Source organism: Actinospica sp., assembly GCF_035552695.1.
Taxonomy (GTDB): domain Bacteria; phylum Actinomycetota; class Actinomycetes; order Streptomycetales; family Catenulisporaceae; genus Actinospica.
This window is the reverse complement of record NZ_DASZKT010000061.1, coordinates 1-16,705: the sequence shown is the minus strand read 5'-3', so window position 1 is coordinate 16,705 and position 16,705 is coordinate 1. Positions and strand designations below refer to the sequence as shown.

Here is a 16,705-nt window from a genome sequence, read left to right as displayed (position 1 = left end):
GCAGTGCCACCAGAATCCGGATCTGTCTCGCCGTCAGGCGAGCTGCCGTTTCCGAGACGTTGCGCGCGGTGACAACATACATCCGATGACTGGGCTGTCAACTCTCACGTGCTTGTGCTTCTCAGGTACGGCTTCCACCCTCATCGCCGCTTAACATCCGACCTGTGGGGACTGCCGAAACCTGGATTGTTCAACGATCCTCGGGGTATCGATCCGACGGAGGGCTTCGGCAGGGGAGCGGGGGTGGTTGGTATGCGACCTCTGATGAGCTGGCTTGTGCGGCTCGGGTTTCTCGGATCCGTCGTACTCGGGTTCGCGGCGTTGTACGAGTTCTGCATCGTCGCGCCGCCGCTCACCGACGCGGTGCCCGCCTGGGATGCGGGAATCCTGCTGGCCGTCGCGGGCTTGGGCTTGGGGTCGATGGCCACTCTGGCTCGGCGGATCGTTGACGGCAATGCGGCGTCGGGCGGCAAGCCGATGCGGTGGTACACGGCCACGTGGGTGCTGTTCCCGCTGCTGGCCTTGGCCGGCGGCGTCTTGAGCGGCGCCGCACTGCGGCTGTCCGACGACTGGCACGGCAGCCCAGTCACCGTGGCGGCCGCGGTCGCGCAGTGCGACCGGTACACCGATGCCAACGGCAACTGGGCCTACGACTGCACCTATATATGGACCTGGAAGGGCGTCGAGCACGAGCAGGGTTTCACTTCGCCGGCGCAGTACGTGCACACCGAGCAGGTCGACGTTCACGTGGATCCGGCGACGGGCGGCGCGGACGACCACTCGTTGACGCCGATCGTGACCCTGTACTGCTGCTCAGGCTTTGTACTGCTCGTCCTGCTGGTCGCGCTCCTGCTCTTCGTCCTCGACTATCGTTCGCGACGCGGAGACCGAGCCGGATAGCCCGGTCGGCGATCAGACTTCGTCCGGGGTCCACGGCTTGTGCCAGTGGGCGTGGCCGCGCACGAGCTTGTCGGCCGGCTCGGCCGGACCCCAGCTGCCGCGCTTGTAGGTGTGCACCGGCGGCGCCGCGTCGATCAGCGGCTGCACGATTCGCCAGGACTCCTCGACGCTGTCCTCGCGGGCGAACAGTTGCGCGTCGCCGACCAGCGCGCCGCGCAGCAGCCGCTCATAGGGTTCGAGCGGCTCGCCGAGCTCGCGGGCGAATGAGGAGTCGAGGGTGAGCGGCACCCAGCCGCCGTCGTCGTCCTTGGCGGTCAGTCCGAGCCGCAGCCCCGGCTCCGGGTCGACGCGCAGCACGATCTGGTTCTGCTCGGCCTGGTGCACCTTGGGCAGGAACGCGAGCCGCGGCGAGCGGCGCAGGTGCAGCCGCACCTCGGTGACGCGTTCGCTCAGGGCCTTGCCGGCCCGCAGGAAGATCGGGACTCCGGACCACCGCCAGTTGTCGATCTCCAGCCGCAGCGCCGCGTACGTCTCGGTGTCCGAGTCCTTCCGCACGCCCGGCACGTCGAGATAGCCCTCGTACTGGCCGCGGACGTAGTGCTTCGGATCGGCGCTGCACACCGACTTGAGCAGTTCTCCGGTCTTGTCGCGCAGGTCGTCCGCGCCGGGACCGACCGGCGGCTCCATCGTGACGAGGGCGAGAACCTGCAGCAGGTGGTTCTGCACCACGTCGCGCAGCGCGCCGACCGGGTCGTAGAACGCGCCGCGGTCTTCGACCCCGAAGTTCTCCGCCATGGTGATCTGTATGGCGGACACGCTGTGCCGGTCCCAGAGCTCGGCCAGCGCCAGGTTGGCGAAGCGCAGGTATTCGACCTCGATGATGGGCGCCTTGCCGAGGAAGTGGTCCACCCGCAGCAACTGCTCTTCGTCGAGCACGGCGCGCAGCCGCTCGTTCAGGTCGCGCGCGGAGGCCAGGTCGTGCCCGAACGGCTTCTCCACCGCGACGCGCGCGCCGTGCAGCAGGTCGTGCGCGCCGAGCTTCTCGACGATCGGGCCGAACAGCGAGGGCGGCATCTGCAGGTAGTAGACCGCGCGCGCGTCGGGTCCGAGTTCCTCGGCGAGCCGGGTGTAGAGCGCGTCGTCCGTGACATCCCCGGAGATGTAGGACAGCCGCTTGGCGAACCGCTCGAACACCGCGTCGTCGATCTTCTCGCCGGATTCCGAGATGCTCGTCCGGGCGTGTTCGATCAACTTCGCGGCGGTCCAATCCTGCGAAGCGACCCCGATGATCCGGCAGTCGAGCAGCCCCCGCCGCTCCAGCCGGTAGAGCGCGCGCAGCGTCATCTTGCGCGCGAGGTCGCCGGTGATTCCGAAGTCGACCAGGGTGTCGGCCGACGCGCGGTTTTCGTCGCTCGCCATGTCCAGCCTTCCGGGTAGTGCCTCTCGGGCATCGCACCGGATGATTCCACAGTCGCCGCACTCTGTGCTCGCTTCCCGCCCCCGGTGCGCGACCGATCGCGGCCAAGTCGCGGACCGCCGGCGGGCGAAGCAGGATGGTTGGTGGCGGTCGTTCTCGACAGCCTCGCACCACTCGAGACCCAAGGAGGCGCAATGCCCTTCGTCACCGTAGGCCGGCAGAACTCCGCACCGATCGAGATCTACTACGAGGACCACGGCACCGGCCGGCCGGTCGTGCTCATCCACGGCTTCCCGCTCAGCGGCCGCGCCTGGGAGCGCCAGGAGCGCGCGCTGCTCGCCGCCGGGCACCGGGTCATCACCTACGACCGGCGCGGCTTCGGCCGCTCCAGCCAGCCGACCACGGGCTACGACTACGACACCTTCGCCGCGGACCTCGACAAGCTGCTGACCGACCTCGACCTGCACGACGTCGACCTGGCCGGCCACTCGATGGGCGGCGGTGAGATCGCCCGCTACCTCGGCACCTACGGCTCTGGCCGGATCCGGCGCGCCGCCATCGTCTCGGGCGTGCCGCCCTACCTGCTCAAGACCCCGGAGACGCCGAACGGCGTGCCCCAGGAGGGGTTCGACGAGATCGCCGCCGGGCTCACGGCCGACCGGTTCGCCTACTTCACCGAGTGGAACAAGAACTTCTTCAACCTCGATCAGACGCTCGGCAGGCTCATCAGCCCCGAGGCGGTGCAGGACGCGTGGAACACCGCCGTCTCCGCCTCGCCGACCGGCACGATCGGCTGCGTGGCCACCTGGTACACCGACTTCCGCGCGGACCTGCCCAAGATCGACATCCCGGTGTTGATCTTGCACGGCACGGCCGATCGGATCCTGCCGATCGACGCCTGCGGCCCGCGTACCCACGAGCAGATCAAGAACAGCGAGTACGTGCCGATCGAAGGCGCGGGCCACGGCCTGTGCTGGACCCACGCCGACGAGGTCAACGCCGAGCTGCTCAGGTTCTTCGGCTAGAAGCCGAACAGCCGACCTCGCGAGACCGCTGAGCACGGACAGCCGCTGCGGTATGACAAGTCCGTCATCTCGACTTAGCGTGGAAGCGGCGAGGTACGAACGTCCGCCGCGCCGTTCCGTTCGTAGCCGTTCCGTTCGTACCGCTCCGTTCGTATACGTCGAATGAGGCCGCCATGAGTATGTCGATCCGCAACCAGCTCCAGGGGACCATCACCGACGTCACCGTTGGCGAGGCCATGGCCACGGTCAAGGTGCGGCTTGCCGGCGGGCAGGATCTGACCGCCGCCATCACCGTCGACGCGGTCAACGAACTCGGTCTGTCCGTGGGCGGCGCGGTCACCGCCTTGGTGAAGTCCACCGATGTCGCGCTGGCGACCAACTACGTCGGCGGTCTGTCCATCCGCAACCGGCTGCCCGGCACCGTCACCGGCATCGCCACCGGAGCGGCCATGGCCACCGTCAAGGTGAGTGTCGACGGCGGGGAACTCACCGCCGCCATCACCGCGGAGTCCGCGGCCGAACTCGGCCTCAAGCAGGACAGCGCCGTCACGGCCCTGATCAAGTCGACCGAGGTCTCGCTCGCCACGGCATGATGCGGCACGTCGGCACGTCGGCACGTCACCGGGCCGGGCAGGTCACTCGTCGGCCCGCGCGGTCGCCAGGAGGGCGGTGTGCAGGTCGAGGCGGTCGTCGAGGCGGGAGAGAGAGGTCCCGGCCGGTGATCTCCTCGACGCGGCGGATGCGGTAGTGGACGGTGTTGACGTGCAGATGGAGGGCGTCGGCGGTGCGTGTCCATGAGCCGTCGTAGGCGAGGAACGACCGCAGGGTTCTATCGCGATGACGGAGTACGGCCCGTGGTGGGTGAGACCGATGCAGTGCCGCGGACAGGTCGAGGGCGGCGTCGCCCAGGCACTCGGCGCCACGCTCTTCGAGAACGTGCGCCTCGACGAACAGGGGAAGGTCACCACCGCCGCGTTCCGCCAGTACCGGCTTCCCGCCTTCGCCGACGTGCCCCGCACGGAGGTCACCTTCATGCAGACCCGCGACGCGATCGGCCCGCTCGGCGCCAAATCGATGAGCGAGAGCCCGTTCAACCCGGTCGCCCCGGCGCTTGCCGACGCCCTGCGCGACGCCACCGGCATCCGGTTCACCGAACTCCCGGTCACCCGGGACCGGATCTGGCTCGCGCTGCGGGACAGGGCGCGTGAGAGCGGCGGATCGTGACGCCGGGCACGGCAGTGCCCGGCCCACCTGGCGGTGGCGGGCCGGGCACTGGTCCTTGCACCTTCCTATCGCGTGTTCATTCGGTCGTGCGCTCCGGGATCACCCGAAGATCTGCCACTCCGAGGCCTGAGCGCCGTTCTGCACGCTGTTGGCCGTGAAGCTCAACTGCACGTACCGATACGCCGTGCCCGACGGGAAGGTGATCGTGACCGTGTTGCCGGTCGACGGGTTCCACGTGTAGGTCGCCGAGGCCACGATCGTGGTCCAGGTCGAGTCGTTCGCGGAGCCCAGGACCGACAGGGTCTGGGTGCGGGTCTGCCAGGCCGAGGACGGCGGCAGGTCGATCACCGTGCTGCCGAGGGTCTGGGTGGAGCCCAGGTCCACGGACAGCGTCGCCGGCCAGGAGCCGTTGACGCTTTCCCAGTACGAACTGGTGTTGCCGTCGTTCGCATTCGTCGGCGCATAGTTCTGCGTTTGGCTGGACGCGCTGATCGACTTGTTCAGCGCCAGGTTCGTCGACGTGCTGGTACCGGTGCCGGACAACGGAACCGTCAGGGTGCTGTCGGAGGCGTTGCTCGCCACGGTCAGGTTCGCCGAGTACGCCTGGGCGGCGGTCGGGGCGAAGGTGACCGAGACCGCGCACGAAGAGCCGGCGGCCAGGGAGCTGCCGCAGGTGCTGGTCTGCCCGAACCCGGAACCGACCGCGACCTGGGAGATCGCCGCCGCCGCGTTGCCGGTGTTGGTGATGGTCACCGACTGCGCGGAGGAGGTCGAGCCCACGGCCTGGTTGCCGAAGCTCAGCGTGGTCGGCGATGCGGAGAGCGTGGCCGACGCGGTGCTGGTGCCGGTACCGCTCAGCGCGACGGACAGCGGGCTGTTCGTCGCGTTGCTGTTCACCGTCAGCGATCCGGAGGCCGAGCTGGCCGCGGTCGGGGCGAAGGTGACGTTAGCGGTGCACGAGGCGCCCGCGGCCAGGCTGCTGCCGCAGTTGTTGGTCTGCCCGAACGGAGACCCGGCCGAGACCGAGGAGATCGCCGCCGCCGCGTTGCCGGTGTTGGAGATCGTCACCGCCTGCGCCGCGCTGGTCGTGCCGACCGTCTGGTTGCCGAAGGACAGCTGGGCGGGCGACGCGGTCAGGCTCGCGGCCGAGTTGCTCGAACCGCTGCCCGGGAAGATCTCGAACTCGGAGATCTGCGCCGCGGTCCAGCCGGTGTTCCCGGTGAAGGACAGCTGCAGGTACTGGTCGGTCGTGCCGGACGGCAGGTTGATCGACACGGTGTTGCCGGTGGCCGGATTGAGCGTGTACCCGGCCGAGGGCACCAGCGTGCTCCACGAGGTGCCGTTCGCCGAGCCGAGGACCGAGAGCGTCTCCGTGCGCGTCGCCCACGCGGTGGACGGCGGCAGGGTGAGCGTCACCGAACCGAGCGAGAAACTCTGACCCAGGTTCGAGGTCAGCGTCTGCGGATAGGCCGCGCCGTCCAGGCTCTCCCAGTACGAACTGGTGTTGCCGTCGTTCGCGTTCGACGCCGGGAATCCGGACGCCGTGCTGCTCCCGGTCATCGAACTGGTCAGCGCCAGGTTCGTGGTCGAGGTCAGCCCGGTGCCGCTCAGGCCCGCGCCGATCGGTGTGGAGGTGGCGCTGTTGGCGATGGCCAACTCACCGGTCTGCGACCCGCCCGTCGTCGGCGAGAACTTCACCGACACGGTGCAGGAGCCGCCCGCCGCGACCGAGCTGCCGCAGTTGTTGGTCTGCGAGAACGCGCCGCTCGTCGTGACCGAGGAGATGGTCAGCGGGCTCTGCGCCGGGTTGGCCACCGTGACGGACTGCGTCCCGCTGGTCGAGCCCACGTTCACATACCCGAAGCTCAGGCTTCCAGGCGTGACCGTCGGCGGGTTGATGACGTTCGTGCCGCCGGTGCTGCCGATCAGCTGGATCACCGTCGGGTTGCCGGGCTGGTTGCTCGGAATCGTGAGCGTGCCCTTGGTGATCCCGGAGGCCGGGGCGGTGAAGGAGACGTCCACCGAGCACCAGACGGAGTTGTCGCCGGGCTCGGTCGCGCCCAGCGTGCTGCCGCAGGGGTGCGAGGGGTCCTGGGTCACCGTGAAGCCGCTGCTCGGCGAGATCGCGCCCAGGGTCGCCGACGCGCTGCCCTTGTTGAAGACGGTGATCTGCTGGACCGGGGTGGCCTGGCCGACCGTGGCGTTCTCGAAGGTGGTCGTCGTCGGGAAGACGTACAGCGGGGCCGCGGCCGGCATCCCGCAGGTGTTCGAACTCCAGCCGGAGTTGCCCGAGCCCTGCGTGATGGTGAAGTCGGAGGTGTTGGCGCAGTTCATCTGCCCCGAGACGCCGACGTTGGTGGCGGTCAGGCCGGAGACCTCGATCGAGCCGGCCGCCTGCTCCTGCATCACGTAGGTGCCGACGCCGCTGACCGTGTTGTTGTCGATGTGGACGTTCGTGATGGTGTTGCCGCCGCTACCGGTCAGGACTCCGGAACCCGTGTACATCGTCGAGTTCTGGAACATGAACGCTTCGTACGGGCTGTTGTTGATCTGGTTGTTGGTGATGTTGACCGTGGCGCTCAGGTTCTCCTGCTGCGGCCAGAACCAGATCGCGCCGACGCCGTAGTCCCAGCCCGGGTCGAACTGGCCGTCCCGGTTGAGTACGTTGCCGCTGATGGTGATCGTCCCGGCCATCGCCTGGGCGCCGAAGCGGTTGCCCAGGTGGATGCCGCCGCCGCGGGTGACGGTGTCCTGCAGCAGGTTGTTGGTCACCGTGATGTTGGATCCGCCGTAGATCGCGACGTTGTTCGCGATCCCGGGGTCGTCGACGGTGTTCTGGGTGAAGGTGTCCGAGTCGTCGTTCGGGCTCGCCCAGATGGCCAGGCCGTCGTCCTGCGTGTTTCGCAGGAAGCTGTTCTCGACCTCGGAGCCGTTGACGTTGCCGTCGAAGTTGACGCCGTCCGCGGTGGTGTCCTGGATCCGCACGCTGTTGATCGTCAGGCCGCTGGTAGAGCCCGTGATCCACATGCCGACCTTGGTGTTCTGCACCCACACGTTGGAGACGGTGGTGTTGCTGAAGTTGCCGTTGAGTCCGTTGACCGAACCGTCGCCGTCATTGCGCACGTTGACGGTGCCGAACAGCGACAGGTCATGGATGTTGTCGTTACCGCCACCGCCGTTCAGCTCCACGCTGGTTCCGGTGATCTCGGTATACCACTCGCCCGCGCCCGCCAAGTTCAGTTTGTTCACCTGGAGTGGCGAGCTGATCTTGTATGTGCCCTGCGGTAGGTAGACGCCGGACCCGGCGCTCTCGGCCGCGCTGATGGCGCTCTGCAGCTCACTGGTGACGTCGTTGACCCCGGTGTTGTCCACGTTGTACGGGGCCTGGGTCACGTTGATGTACCCGGCCGGGGCGGCCAACGGGGCTGCGACCGTCTCGAAGTCCGCCGTGTTGATCGCGTACCAGGGCGCGGTGTCCCCGGAGTCGACCTGCAGCTTGACGACGGTCCCGACCGGCAGGGTCGAGCTGAACATGTAGCGCACGTCGTTGTAGAAGTCGTGCGGCGCGCTCACGTTCGGGTCGGTGACCTGGGGAGCGTTGTTCTCGGTGGGCGGATTCGAGCCGTAGAGCCAGCTGTACTGCGAGGTCAGCGACAGCGCGGTGGTCAGATTGTTGTTGACGTAGAGGCTGAGCGGGGCGGTGATGCCGCCGCCGGCCAGCGAGTCCGGTATCGAGTAGTGGAAGTCCACCGCGTTCGCCGCGGCGGTCAGCGTGAAGGACACGTAAGTGCCCTGACCGACCAGCTGGTCGACCATGCGGCCGGTCGCCTCGGAGGGCAGGGTGCCGAAATCGTAGTCGGGCCCGAGGATCGTGCCGTTGGTAGCCACGCCCGTGCCGCCGGTCCCCGCGTTGTACTCGGTGAACGGGACCGGTGCGCCCGCGGCGGCGGCAGCGTGGGCCGGCGCGGAGAAACCGATCGCCGTGACGAACGGGGCGAGGAGCAGCGCGGCGGTCGCCACGGCTCGGCGCCGGAAGGAGATCGAGCGTGGCCGTGTGTCTCTGTCCCGGGACTTCTTCGTCCTGAGCATGTGCATGAAATGTCTACCCTTCGCGGATGCGCGGCCTGCGCAGGGCAGACCGGACACCAGTCATCGTGACCTGAGGTGGGAGCGATGGTGCGATGGAGCAATGTCCAGCGCAGCGTAGGGCGGACGTAACTTCAATGCAATAGATCCAGGCTTGGCTGGTATAAAAATTACTCAAGCCTGCAAGTCATTGGATCTAGAGTGCAAGTTTCGGACGCCGCCGATCTGCGGCGCCGCTTGACCGCCTCTTGAGGTCGGCGGGCTTGACGCCTTCAATGGTCTAGTCCAATCTCCATGGTGCGACACCCGCGGCGCGCATTGGCGCCAGGGGCCGTCATCGTGAAGGGACCCACGCACCCATGACGCGAAATCACGCGCCCGGCAAGCGCACCCGCGCCGCGCTGGCCACGACGGCCGCCGCCGCCCTGGCCGTCGGAGGCACGGTGTTCGCCGCCCAAGCACAGGCGGCGAGCACCAACATTCTGGTGAACGGCAATTACGGCACGGGCGACCTGACCGGCTGGACCTGCGACGCGGGTACCGCCTCCGTCGTCAGCAGCCCGGTCTACAGCGGCGACAGCCACGCGCTGAAAGGCGCCGCTTCGAACTCGGACGACGCCCAGTGCACCCAGGCGGTGTCCGTGCAGCCGAACACCTCGTACACGCTCTCCGGCGAATTCGAGGGCGACTACGTCTACCTCGGCGTGACCGGCGGCACCGACAACTGGACCCCCGCGGCCACCTCGTGGACCCCGCTGTCGACCACCTTCACCACCAGTGCGTCGCAGACTTCTGTCACTGTCTACACGCACGGCTGGTACGGCCAGGGCACGTACTACGCCGACAACCTGGCGCTGACCGGCCCGGCCGGCACCGGCGGCGGCAGCCCCTCCGCCTCGCCGACGACCACCACGGCCTCGCCCAGCGCGTCGCCCACCACCTCGCCGTCGCCCAGCACGTCCCCGACCCCGTCGGCGACCGGCTCCACACCGACCGGCGGCGCCACCTGCGCGGTCAAGTCGCGGCCGGCCGGCAAGGTCATCCAGGGGTACTGGGAGAACTGGGACGGCGCGCTCAACGGCGTGCACCCGGGGCTCGGCTGGATCCCGATCAACGACCCGCGGATCCTCCAGCACGGGTACAACGTGATCAACGCCGCGTTCCCGGTCATCCTGTCCGACGGCACCGCGGAGTGGCAGGACGGCATGGACACCAACGTGAAGGTGGACACTCCGGCCGACTACTGCGCGGAGAAGGCGGCCGGCGCGACGATCCTGATGTCGATCGGCGGCGCGGCCGCGGGCATCGACCTCAGCTCCAGCACCGTGGCCGACAAGTTCGTCTCGACGATCGTGCCGATCCTCAAGGCATACAACTTCGACGGCATCGACATCGACATCGAGACCGGGCTGACCAACAGCGGAAACATCAACACGCTGTCCACCTCGCAGGCGAACCTCGAGCGCATCATCGACGGCATCCTCGCCCAGATGCCCGCGAACTTCGGTCTGACGATGGCCCCGGAGACCGCCTACGTGACCGGCGGCAGCATCACGTACGGCTCGATCTGGGGCGCATACCTGCCGATCATCAAGAAGTACATGGACAACGGCCGGCTGTGGTGGCTGAACATGCAGTACTACAACGGAAGCATGTACGGCTGCTCCGGCGACTCGTACTCGGCGGGCACGGTACAGGGGTTCCAGGTCCAGACGCAGTGCCTGAACAACGGTCTGACGATCCAGGGCACGACGATCAAGGTGCCGTACGCGTACCAGGTGCCGGGCCTGCCCGCGCAGTCGGGTGCCGGCGGCGGGTACATGTCGCCCTCGCTCGTGTCGCAGGCGTGGAGCAGCGTGAGCGGGCAGGTCAAGGGCCTGATGACCTGGTCCATCAACTGGGACGGGTCGCTCGGCTGGACGTTCGGGGACAACGTCAAGGGGCTGGAAGGCCGCTGACGTGCTCTGATGTCCTCTGACGTCCGCCGTCCGTCTAGAAGATCGACAATCCCGTCGCGGTGGTGAAGTGGTCAAGTGCCGCCATCGCCGCGACGGAGTTGCCCGCCGCGTCCAGCCGCGGGCCCCAGGCGCACAACGTGGCGCGTCCCGGCAAGACCGCGAGGATTCCGCCGCCCACGCCGCTCTTGCCGGGAAGGCCCACCCGATAGGCGAACTCGCCCGCCGCGTCGTAGGTGCCGCAGGTCAGCATGATGGCGTTGACGCGCTTGGCCTGGCTGCGGTGCAGCAGCCGGCTGCCGTCCGCCCGGGAGCCCTGCCGGGCGAGAAAGAGCCCGGCCAGCGCCAGGTCGCGGCAGCTGGCCGTGATCGCGCAGTGCTGGTAGTAGTGGCCGAGCACGGTGTCCACGTCGCCGAGCAGGTTGCCGTGGCTGGCGATGAAGTGAGCCAGCGCGGCGTTGCGGTGGCCGTGCGCGGCCTCGGAGGCGGCCACCTCCGGGTCGGTGCCCAGCGACGGGTTCTCCGACTCGCCGCGCAGGAAGTCGCGTACCGCGCCGGCCGCGTCACCGGTCAGCCGCAGCAGCCGGTCGGTGACGACGATCGCGCCCGCGTTGATGAACGGGTTGCGCGGGATGCCGTGCTCGGTCTCGAGCTGGATGAGGGAGTTGAACGGGTTGCCGGACGGCTCCCGGCCGACGCCTTTCCACAGCGCGTCGCCGCCGTGCGCGATCGCGAGGACGAGCGTGAACAGCTTGGAGATGGACTGGATGGAAAACGGCTGTTCCCAGTCGCCGACGCCGCACAGCTCCCCGTCCGCGGTGGCCAGCGCCATGCCGAAGGCCTCGGCCGGGACCTGGGCCAGCGCCGGAATGTAATCCGCGACCCGCCCCTGCCCGGCCGTGGCCCGTGCGACCTCGGCCGCCTCCACCAAGATCTGCTGGTAGTTCACGGCTTTATTCTGCCGCACCAGGATCGGCGTCGTGGCGATCCCGGTCGAAGACCTCGGCCCCAACCACGTCGCGGCCGCCTGGCCCACCGGGCAGACCACCGCCCTCATCCGGGAATTCGTCGCCACCGCCACCGCCCTGCTCCCCGAACAGGCAGCCTGCGCGACCGGCCTCGCCGCGGGCCCGGGGAACCCGGGCCCTGATGGGCCGTGACCGCGCTAGTGTCCGGCTCGGTCTCAGCGCACTGCGTGGCGGGATCTGCTCATGACGGCGATGCCTACAGTGGCGATGAGGCCGTATGACGCGGGCGCCAGGTAGACGTGTGGGAGGCCGAGGATGTCCACTCCGAGGCTGCCGGTCAGGCCGCCGAGGGCGCTGGCGATCGCGGTGGAGCTCATGAAGACGGCCGAGGCGGTGGCGACGGCTTCCGGTAGCAGGCGCTGGGCGACGATGATGCCGAGGGCGGCGAACACTCCCCATACCCCGCCCATCAGGACCTGCCCGGCGAACATGCCGACGGCGTCGCCGGTCAGGGCGAAGCAGAGGTTCGCGCCGACGCCGAAGGCGGCGCCGAAGATCATCAGTCGCATCATGCCGATACGGCGGGCGGCGACCACGGCCAGGGGCATGAGGATCAGCTCTATCAGAGGTTGGATACCGATGACCGCTCCGCTGACCGCTGTCGGTAAGTGCAGGTCGTCGCGCATATAGATCGTCAGGTAGCCGTACTTGATGGGTTCTCCGGCGTATACGAACACGTACAGGCCGGTGAACGCGAGCAGCGGCAGCATGGCCGGCAGCCCGGGCCGCCGTACCGGCTGCCCGGGCGCGGGCCGCCGCGATATGCGCGGTCGGACCGAGCTCGCGCGGGCCAGGCCCATCGGAGCGATCTGCGCGAGGGTGCACAGCCCGGTGGCCAGGAGCATCGCGCGCGGCCCGGCCGCGGCCGACAGCAGCGAGCCGGCGACGGGGCCGATGATCCATCCGGCAGTCAGCGCCATCCGCACGATCGAGATGACGCCGTCGCCGACCACGCTGTCGGTCGCCTGCAGATCGTCGTGGACCGCCGCGAACAGCTGCGAACCGGCGGCGCCCGCGAAGGCCAGGACGAGCGCGCTGATCACGAACGGCATCCACACCTGGTTCGCCGCGGCCATGGCCGTCCAGCCGACGAATCCGGCCAGCGCGCACAGCCGGAACGGGCCGAGTCGCCGTCCGGAGCGGTCCGAGCGCGCGCCGATCAGGTAGCCGGCCAGCGGCGCGGTGATGTTCGTCAGGTAGTAGAGGCCTGCCGTGGTCAGGGACACATGCAGGTCGTTGACCAGGAACAGCGTGATCTGCGGGGCGGCCGCGGAGGTGCCGAGGCCGGACAGGAACAGCGCGATCGTCGCGCCGCGGTAGAGCGGCGAGGCCCAGACCGAGCGCATCGCCGACGGGGTGGCGGTGGTCTCGTCGGCGGCAAGCGCACGTGACACGCTAGGGCACCCCCCAGGGCTAGTGTACGAACGTACATAAGAGTGTACGTTCGTACACACTAGGGCCGGCGGCGCGGCGCCGGGAAGGGGCGGGCGGTTACGGAACCCGTCCCGTGACGATGCGCCGCACGGCTTCCACGGTTCGGGCGCGTTCGGGCGCCGTAGTGTCCAGGGCGGCGTGGATGAACAGGCCCTCGATCAGGGCGTCGAGCATGTGGGTGGTCGGCTCGTCGAAGAACCGGCGCAGCGCGCGCCGGCTGCGGGCCATCCAGGCACTGGTCAGGCTGCGGAACTCGGGCTTGCGGGCGGCGAGGGTGTAAAGCTCCGTGGTCAATACGAGTTCGCGCTGGGAGGCGAGCAGGTCGGCGTGGATGAGCCCGACCACGGCCTCGTGCGCCTCGTCCGCGGTCGTCGGCTCCAGGAACCATTCCTCGTAGCGGGTGGCGATGGTGTCGGCGAACTTCTCGAAACTGGCGCGCAGCACCTCGTCCATGTCCGCGAAGTGGTAGGTCATCGACCCGAGCGGCACGTCGGCGCGGGCGGCGATCTTGCGGTGCGACGCTCCGGCGACCCCGACCTCCGCGATCACGTCGAGCGCCGCGTCGATGATCCGGCCCCGGCGGTCGGGATCGAAGCGGCGGCCGCGGCCGTGGCCGACCGCGCTGCCGGCGCTCTGGGATGCGGCGTCCGCCGCTGCTGCGTCCATCGCGCTCATCGTAGTGCGGCGTCCGGCCCGGCTAGAGGCTCCGGATGACCCGGGCCGGCGAGCCGACGGCCAGCGAGCGGGCCGGGATGTCACGGGTCACCACCGAGCCGGCCCCGATCACGCTGTCGTCGCCGATCGTGACCCCGGGGCAGACGATCGCGCCGCCGCCGAGCCAGACGTTGTCGCCGATGGTGATCGGCCGGGCCGCCTCAAGCCGGTCGCGCCGCGGCTGCGCCTCCAGCGGGTGCACGGGCGTGAGCAGCTGCACGTTCGGGCCGATCTGGCAGTCCTGCCCGATCACGATCGCGGCGACATCCAGGGCGGTGAAGTTGTAGTTGATGAAGGTGCGGGCCCCGACGGACAGGTGGGTGCCATAGTCGACGTATAGCGGAGGCCTGATGTGCGCCTCCTCGCCGAGGTGGCCGAGCAACTCGGCCAGGATCGGCCGGGCACCGTCCGGGTCCTCGGTGTAGGCGGCGGCGTACCGCGTCTGCAGGCGCACCGCCCGCTTGAACTGCTCCCAGCTCTCCGGGTCGTCGCTGACGTACCAGTCCCCGGCGAGCATGCGCTCCCGGTTGGTGCGCCCGTCCCCGGCGAAGTAGTCGGTCACGGCAGAGTCCCTTCGGCGATCCCGCCAGCTGTTGCGTACGATCGTACACATCAGCGCGGGTCGCCGAGCATCTCAGGCAACGATGACGCGCCGGCACTCTTCACTGGATCAGGGCACAGAGGCACCGCGGCGAAATCTGATGGTTCGTTAGTCGTTAGTATTGCCCCGTCTCAGGTCCCGAGCGCGGAAGCGGCCGCCGCCGGGAACCCGTGCGCCGGAGCGGCCTCGCGCCAGACCGGCGTGCCCGTAGGAAGAAGGGGCGCCTGCCTGTGCCCGAGCCGATAGACGACGAGATCGAGGCGTTCATCACGCGCCCGGCCCCGGCGGGCGTCGACTGGCGCGTATGGCAGGCCGCCCGCGTCAGCGGCCGCAGCAGTGCCCTGGCGTATCTGCTCGGTGCTCTCAACGACGAGATCAACGCGAGTAGTGTCACCGCGGAGTCCGTTACCCGTGCCATTCGCAGCACCCTGTCGTACGCGGTCGCGATCGAGTCGGCGGCCGCCGAGCGCTTCACCGAACCGCGTGCCGACGACCACCTCGGCTCGCAGTTGGGCGACTGACGCCAACCGGGTGACTACTGGGAATAGGTCCCGATCAGGCTGCCGATCCCGAGCGCGTGCGCCGTGAGTTGCGTCGGGTCCACGCCGTAGCTCCCGCCGAACTTCGGCGGGTGATAGGAATTCGGCTCCGCGTAGAGCGTCCACTGGTACTGGTCCGTGTTGCCCGTGCCCGGGCACATCGGCAGATAGTTCTGCACCTCGAAGCCACCGGCGTTGCTCCCCGCGGCCATGCTCGTGACGTCGGGCTTGATGTTCAGCACGATCCAGTGCAGCACCGAACCGGTGTTGTCGTAGACGTAGAGTGCGATCCATCCGGTGCCCGGCGGTACGTGGCTCCAGGCCAGGGGCGGCGAAACGGCGCCGTTCGTCGCGTCGCACGTGTATGCCTTCGGGATCGCGCCATTGGCCTGGAAGGCCGTGCTGGTCACCGTGATCGCCGCCGTAGGATGCGGCGCGGGTGCCGTCGTTGAGCTCGAAGCGGTCGGTTTCGGCGAGCTCGAACAGGCCGCGAGCGCGGCTAGTCCGAGAATTGCAGTGGCGCCGCAGCGCACTTTCAATGATCTCATCCGAATATCCCCTCCCGCGCAAAGGGTACGACAGCCGACGCCTGCGTGGAAGACGTCCGGGAGACGCCTCCGCGGCGGCAGGACGGCGCGCCGCCGCGGAGGACTCAGATTCCTTACTTGCTGGTGACGACGGCGGTGCTGCTCGTCGTGCTTCCTGAGTCGGTGATCGGCGCGATGCTGGCGACGTAGCCGAAGCCGATCGGGACGGTGGCGGTCTCGGTCGCGCTGGTCACCACGCCGAAGATGTCGCGGGAGTACGCGGTGCCGGTGACCTGCTCGTAGATGATGCCGAACTTCAGGTAGCCGAGGTCGCCCGCCGGGACCTGGACCGTGCCCTGCACGGCGACGCTGCCGCTGACCTGGATCTGGCCGCTGGGCGTGAGCGAGGTCAGCGAGCCGAGCAGGGCGGCCGGGCTGACCGAGATGCTGCCGCTCAGCCCGAGGGTGAGCTGGCCGGAGACCGTGACGGTCTGGCTCAGCTGCGTCGAGGCCGTGCTGTTGTTGGCCTCGGTGATGGTCGGCAGCAACTGGAGGATGTCGTCGTTGCTGACGACGCTGTCGGGAACGTACCAGGTCTGCGGCACGCAGATCTTCGGTGAGGACCAGCAGATCGGCGCCGGACCGGAGTCGGACGCCGAGGACGAGGACGGGGACGGGGACGAGGCGGTGGCGGCGTCGGCCGGGGCCGCGGTGAAGGTGGCGGCGCCGGCGAGCATGCCGAGGGTGAGGGCGGAACTCGCGATCCGGCGGGGGAAGTGCCTGGCCATGAATGACTCCCTAGTCTCTGGTCGGGCCCCCGCACACGGAAGGGGCCGGACCGTGGGTATGGTCGGCCGTCGGCCGATGCCGCGGATACCGCTGATCGCCCCGTGCATGTGGTGGCGCCCGGCGTCATCAGACGTCGAGGATGTCGGCTTTCAACTGACGGCCGCCCCGAGACTAGGGACGCGCGCGCGGGACCGGTCCGCTCCGTGGCGCCCTACGATTCCGCCTCTGACGTTCCGTCGGTTTCCAAGCCGCGAAAAAGGGGTGCACCGCCGCTTCAGCGGCCGCGCACCCCTGGCTGGTAGGCGTTGGTAGATCCCTGCTATGTGGTTGTGGTTTTGGCGGCTGCGGTGGTGTAGTCGGGGTTGATGCCGAGTTGGGCGAGCATGACGCTGATGCCGACGTAGCAGTTGAAGTCGGAGATTTTGCCGTCGCGGATGTACCAGAAGTCGCCGGTGGGGATGTCGAG

General features: G+C 68.8%; 15 protein-coding genes and 1 pseudogene. 7 read left to right on the top strand and 9 right to left on the bottom strand.

All coding sequences use genetic code 11. The annotated features are described in order from the left end of the window. The first annotated feature begins 264 nt into the window (after positions 1 to 264). Positions 265 to 900, top strand: a complete 636-nt coding sequence (locus VG296_RS08880; RefSeq protein WP_325564998.1) for a hypothetical protein — start codon at positions 265 to 267, stop codon at positions 898 to 900. Positions 901 to 912: 12 nt separating this feature from the next. Here VG296_RS08880 and VG296_RS08875 read toward each other — a convergent pair whose 3' ends face one another. Further along, positions 913 to 2,319 (bottom strand): glucose-6-phosphate dehydrogenase, encoded by a 1,407-nt coding sequence (locus VG296_RS08875; protein ID WP_325564996.1) that lies wholly within the window; start codon positions 2,317 to 2,319, stop codon positions 913 to 915. A 192-nt stretch (positions 2,320 to 2,511) separates the two neighbouring features. Here VG296_RS08875 and VG296_RS08870 point away from each other — a divergent pair, with 192 nt between their 5' ends. Next, a complete protein-coding gene (locus tag VG296_RS08870; protein ID WP_325564994.1) occupies positions 2,512 to 3,342 on the top strand; it encodes an alpha/beta hydrolase in 831 nt (276 codons plus the stop codon). A gap of 173 nt (positions 3,343 to 3,515) precedes the next feature. Further along, positions 3,516 to 3,935, top strand: coding sequence for a TOBE domain-containing protein (locus VG296_RS08865; protein WP_325564992.1), 420 nt, complete (start codon positions 3,516 to 3,518; stop codon positions 3,933 to 3,935). A gap of 25 nt (positions 3,936 to 3,960) precedes the next feature. Here VG296_RS08865 and VG296_RS32760 read toward each other — a convergent pair whose 3' ends face one another. Continuing rightward, entirely contained in the window at positions 3,961 to 4,167 is a 207-nt protein-coding gene (locus VG296_RS32760) for a helix-turn-helix domain-containing protein (RefSeq protein ID WP_414641072.1), read from the bottom strand. Positions 4,168 to 4,203: 36 nt separating this feature from the next. Here VG296_RS32760 and VG296_RS08860 point away from each other — a divergent pair. Continuing rightward, positions 4,204 to 4,566 (top strand): annotated as a pseudogene (locus VG296_RS08860) (molybdopterin cofactor-binding domain-containing protein); the annotation flags it as partial. A 99-nt stretch (positions 4,567 to 4,665) separates the two neighbouring features. Here the strand turns inward: VG296_RS08860 and VG296_RS08855 are convergent. After that, positions 4,666 to 8,661: a choice-of-anchor D domain-containing protein gene (locus VG296_RS08855; protein WP_325564988.1), complete on the bottom strand. Its 3,996-nt coding sequence runs from the start codon at positions 8,659 to 8,661 to the stop codon at positions 4,666 to 4,668. Positions 8,662 to 9,011: 350 nt separating this feature from the next. Here VG296_RS08855 and VG296_RS08850 point away from each other — a divergent pair, with 350 nt between their 5' ends. Further along, positions 9,012 to 10,610 (top strand): glycosyl hydrolase family 18 protein, encoded by a 1,599-nt coding sequence (locus VG296_RS08850; RefSeq protein WP_325564986.1) that lies wholly within the window; start codon positions 9,012 to 9,014, stop codon positions 10,608 to 10,610. A 34-nt stretch (positions 10,611 to 10,644) separates the two neighbouring features. Here the strand turns inward: VG296_RS08850 and VG296_RS08845 are convergent, their stop codons facing one another. Continuing rightward, the gene (locus tag VG296_RS08845; protein ID WP_325564984.1) at positions 10,645 to 11,556 is read right to left on the bottom strand and encodes a glutaminase; all 912 of its coding nucleotides are present in this window, start codon (positions 11,554 to 11,556) and stop codon (positions 10,645 to 10,647) included. 31 nt (positions 11,557 to 11,587) lie between these two features. Here VG296_RS08845 and VG296_RS08840 point away from each other — a divergent pair, with 31 nt between their 5' ends. Continuing rightward, positions 11,588 to 11,767, top strand: a complete 180-nt coding sequence (locus tag VG296_RS08840; RefSeq protein ID WP_325564983.1) for a hypothetical protein — start codon at positions 11,588 to 11,590, stop codon at positions 11,765 to 11,767. Between the two features lie 23 nt (positions 11,768 to 11,790). Here VG296_RS08840 and VG296_RS08835 read toward each other — a convergent pair whose 3' ends face one another. The 3 genes from VG296_RS08835 to VG296_RS08825 form a co-directional block, all read right to left on the bottom strand. Further along, positions 11,791 to 13,029, bottom strand: coding sequence for an MFS transporter (locus VG296_RS08835; RefSeq protein ID WP_325564981.1), 1,239 nt, complete (start codon positions 13,027 to 13,029; stop codon positions 11,791 to 11,793). 97 nt (positions 13,030 to 13,126) lie between these two features. After that, a complete protein-coding gene (locus VG296_RS08830; RefSeq protein ID WP_325564979.1) occupies positions 13,127 to 13,735 on the bottom strand; it encodes a TetR/AcrR family transcriptional regulator in 609 nt (202 codons plus the stop codon). A gap of 31 nt (positions 13,736 to 13,766) precedes the next feature. Next, entirely contained in the window at positions 13,767 to 14,345 is a 579-nt protein-coding gene (locus VG296_RS08825) for a sugar O-acetyltransferase (RefSeq protein WP_325564977.1), read from the bottom strand. Between the two features lie 269 nt (positions 14,346 to 14,614). On the opposite strand from VG296_RS08825, the gene VG296_RS08820 reads away from it, so the two are divergent. After that, positions 14,615 to 14,905, top strand: a complete 291-nt coding sequence (locus VG296_RS08820) for a hypothetical protein (protein WP_325564975.1) — start codon at positions 14,615 to 14,617, stop codon at positions 14,903 to 14,905. 14 nt (positions 14,906 to 14,919) lie between these two features. Here the strand turns inward: VG296_RS08820 and VG296_RS08815 are convergent, their stop codons facing one another. Both VG296_RS08815 and VG296_RS08810 read right to left on the bottom strand, forming a co-directional pair. After that, positions 14,920 to 15,333, bottom strand: a complete 414-nt coding sequence (locus VG296_RS08815) for a YbhB/YbcL family Raf kinase inhibitor-like protein (RefSeq protein WP_325564973.1) — start codon at positions 15,331 to 15,333, stop codon at positions 14,920 to 14,922. A gap of 251 nt (positions 15,334 to 15,584) precedes the next feature. Further along, on the bottom strand, positions 15,585 to 16,238 hold the full coding sequence (locus VG296_RS08810) for a hypothetical protein (RefSeq protein WP_325564971.1): 654 nt from the start codon (positions 16,236 to 16,238) through the stop codon (positions 15,585 to 15,587). Positions 16,239 to 16,705: the final 467 nt, after the last annotated feature.

What these genes read in the sequence shown, in the direction of transcription:
- VG296_RS08850 (WP_325564986.1), top strand. Translation starts at nt 9,012, where the DNA reads ATGACGCGAAATCACGCGCCCGGCAAGCGCACCCGCGCCGCGCTGGCC.
- VG296_RS08865 (WP_325564992.1), top strand. Translation starts at nt 3,516, where the DNA reads ATGAGTATGTCGATCCGCAACCAGCTCCAGGGGACCATCACCGACGTC.
- VG296_RS08875 (WP_325564996.1), bottom strand. Translation starts at nt 2,319, where the DNA reads ATGGCGAGCGACGAAAACCGCGCGTCGGCCGACACCCTGGTCGACTTC.
- VG296_RS08880 (WP_325564998.1), top strand. Translation starts at nt 265, where the DNA reads ATGAGCTGGCTTGTGCGGCTCGGGTTTCTCGGATCCGTCGTACTCGGG.
- VG296_RS08870 (WP_325564994.1), top strand. Translation starts at nt 2,512, where the DNA reads ATGCCCTTCGTCACCGTAGGCCGGCAGAACTCCGCACCGATCGAGATC.
- VG296_RS08830 (WP_325564979.1), bottom strand. Translation starts at nt 13,735, where the DNA reads ATGGACGCAGCAGCGGCGGACGCCGCATCCCAGAGCGCCGGCAGCGCG.
- VG296_RS08855 (WP_325564988.1), bottom strand. Translation starts at nt 8,661, where the DNA reads ATGCACATGCTCAGGACGAAGAAGTCCCGGGACAGAGACACACGGCCA.
- VG296_RS08810 (WP_325564971.1), bottom strand. Translation starts at nt 16,238, where the DNA reads ATGGCCAGGCACTTCCCCCGCCGGATCGCGAGTTCCGCCCTCACCCTC.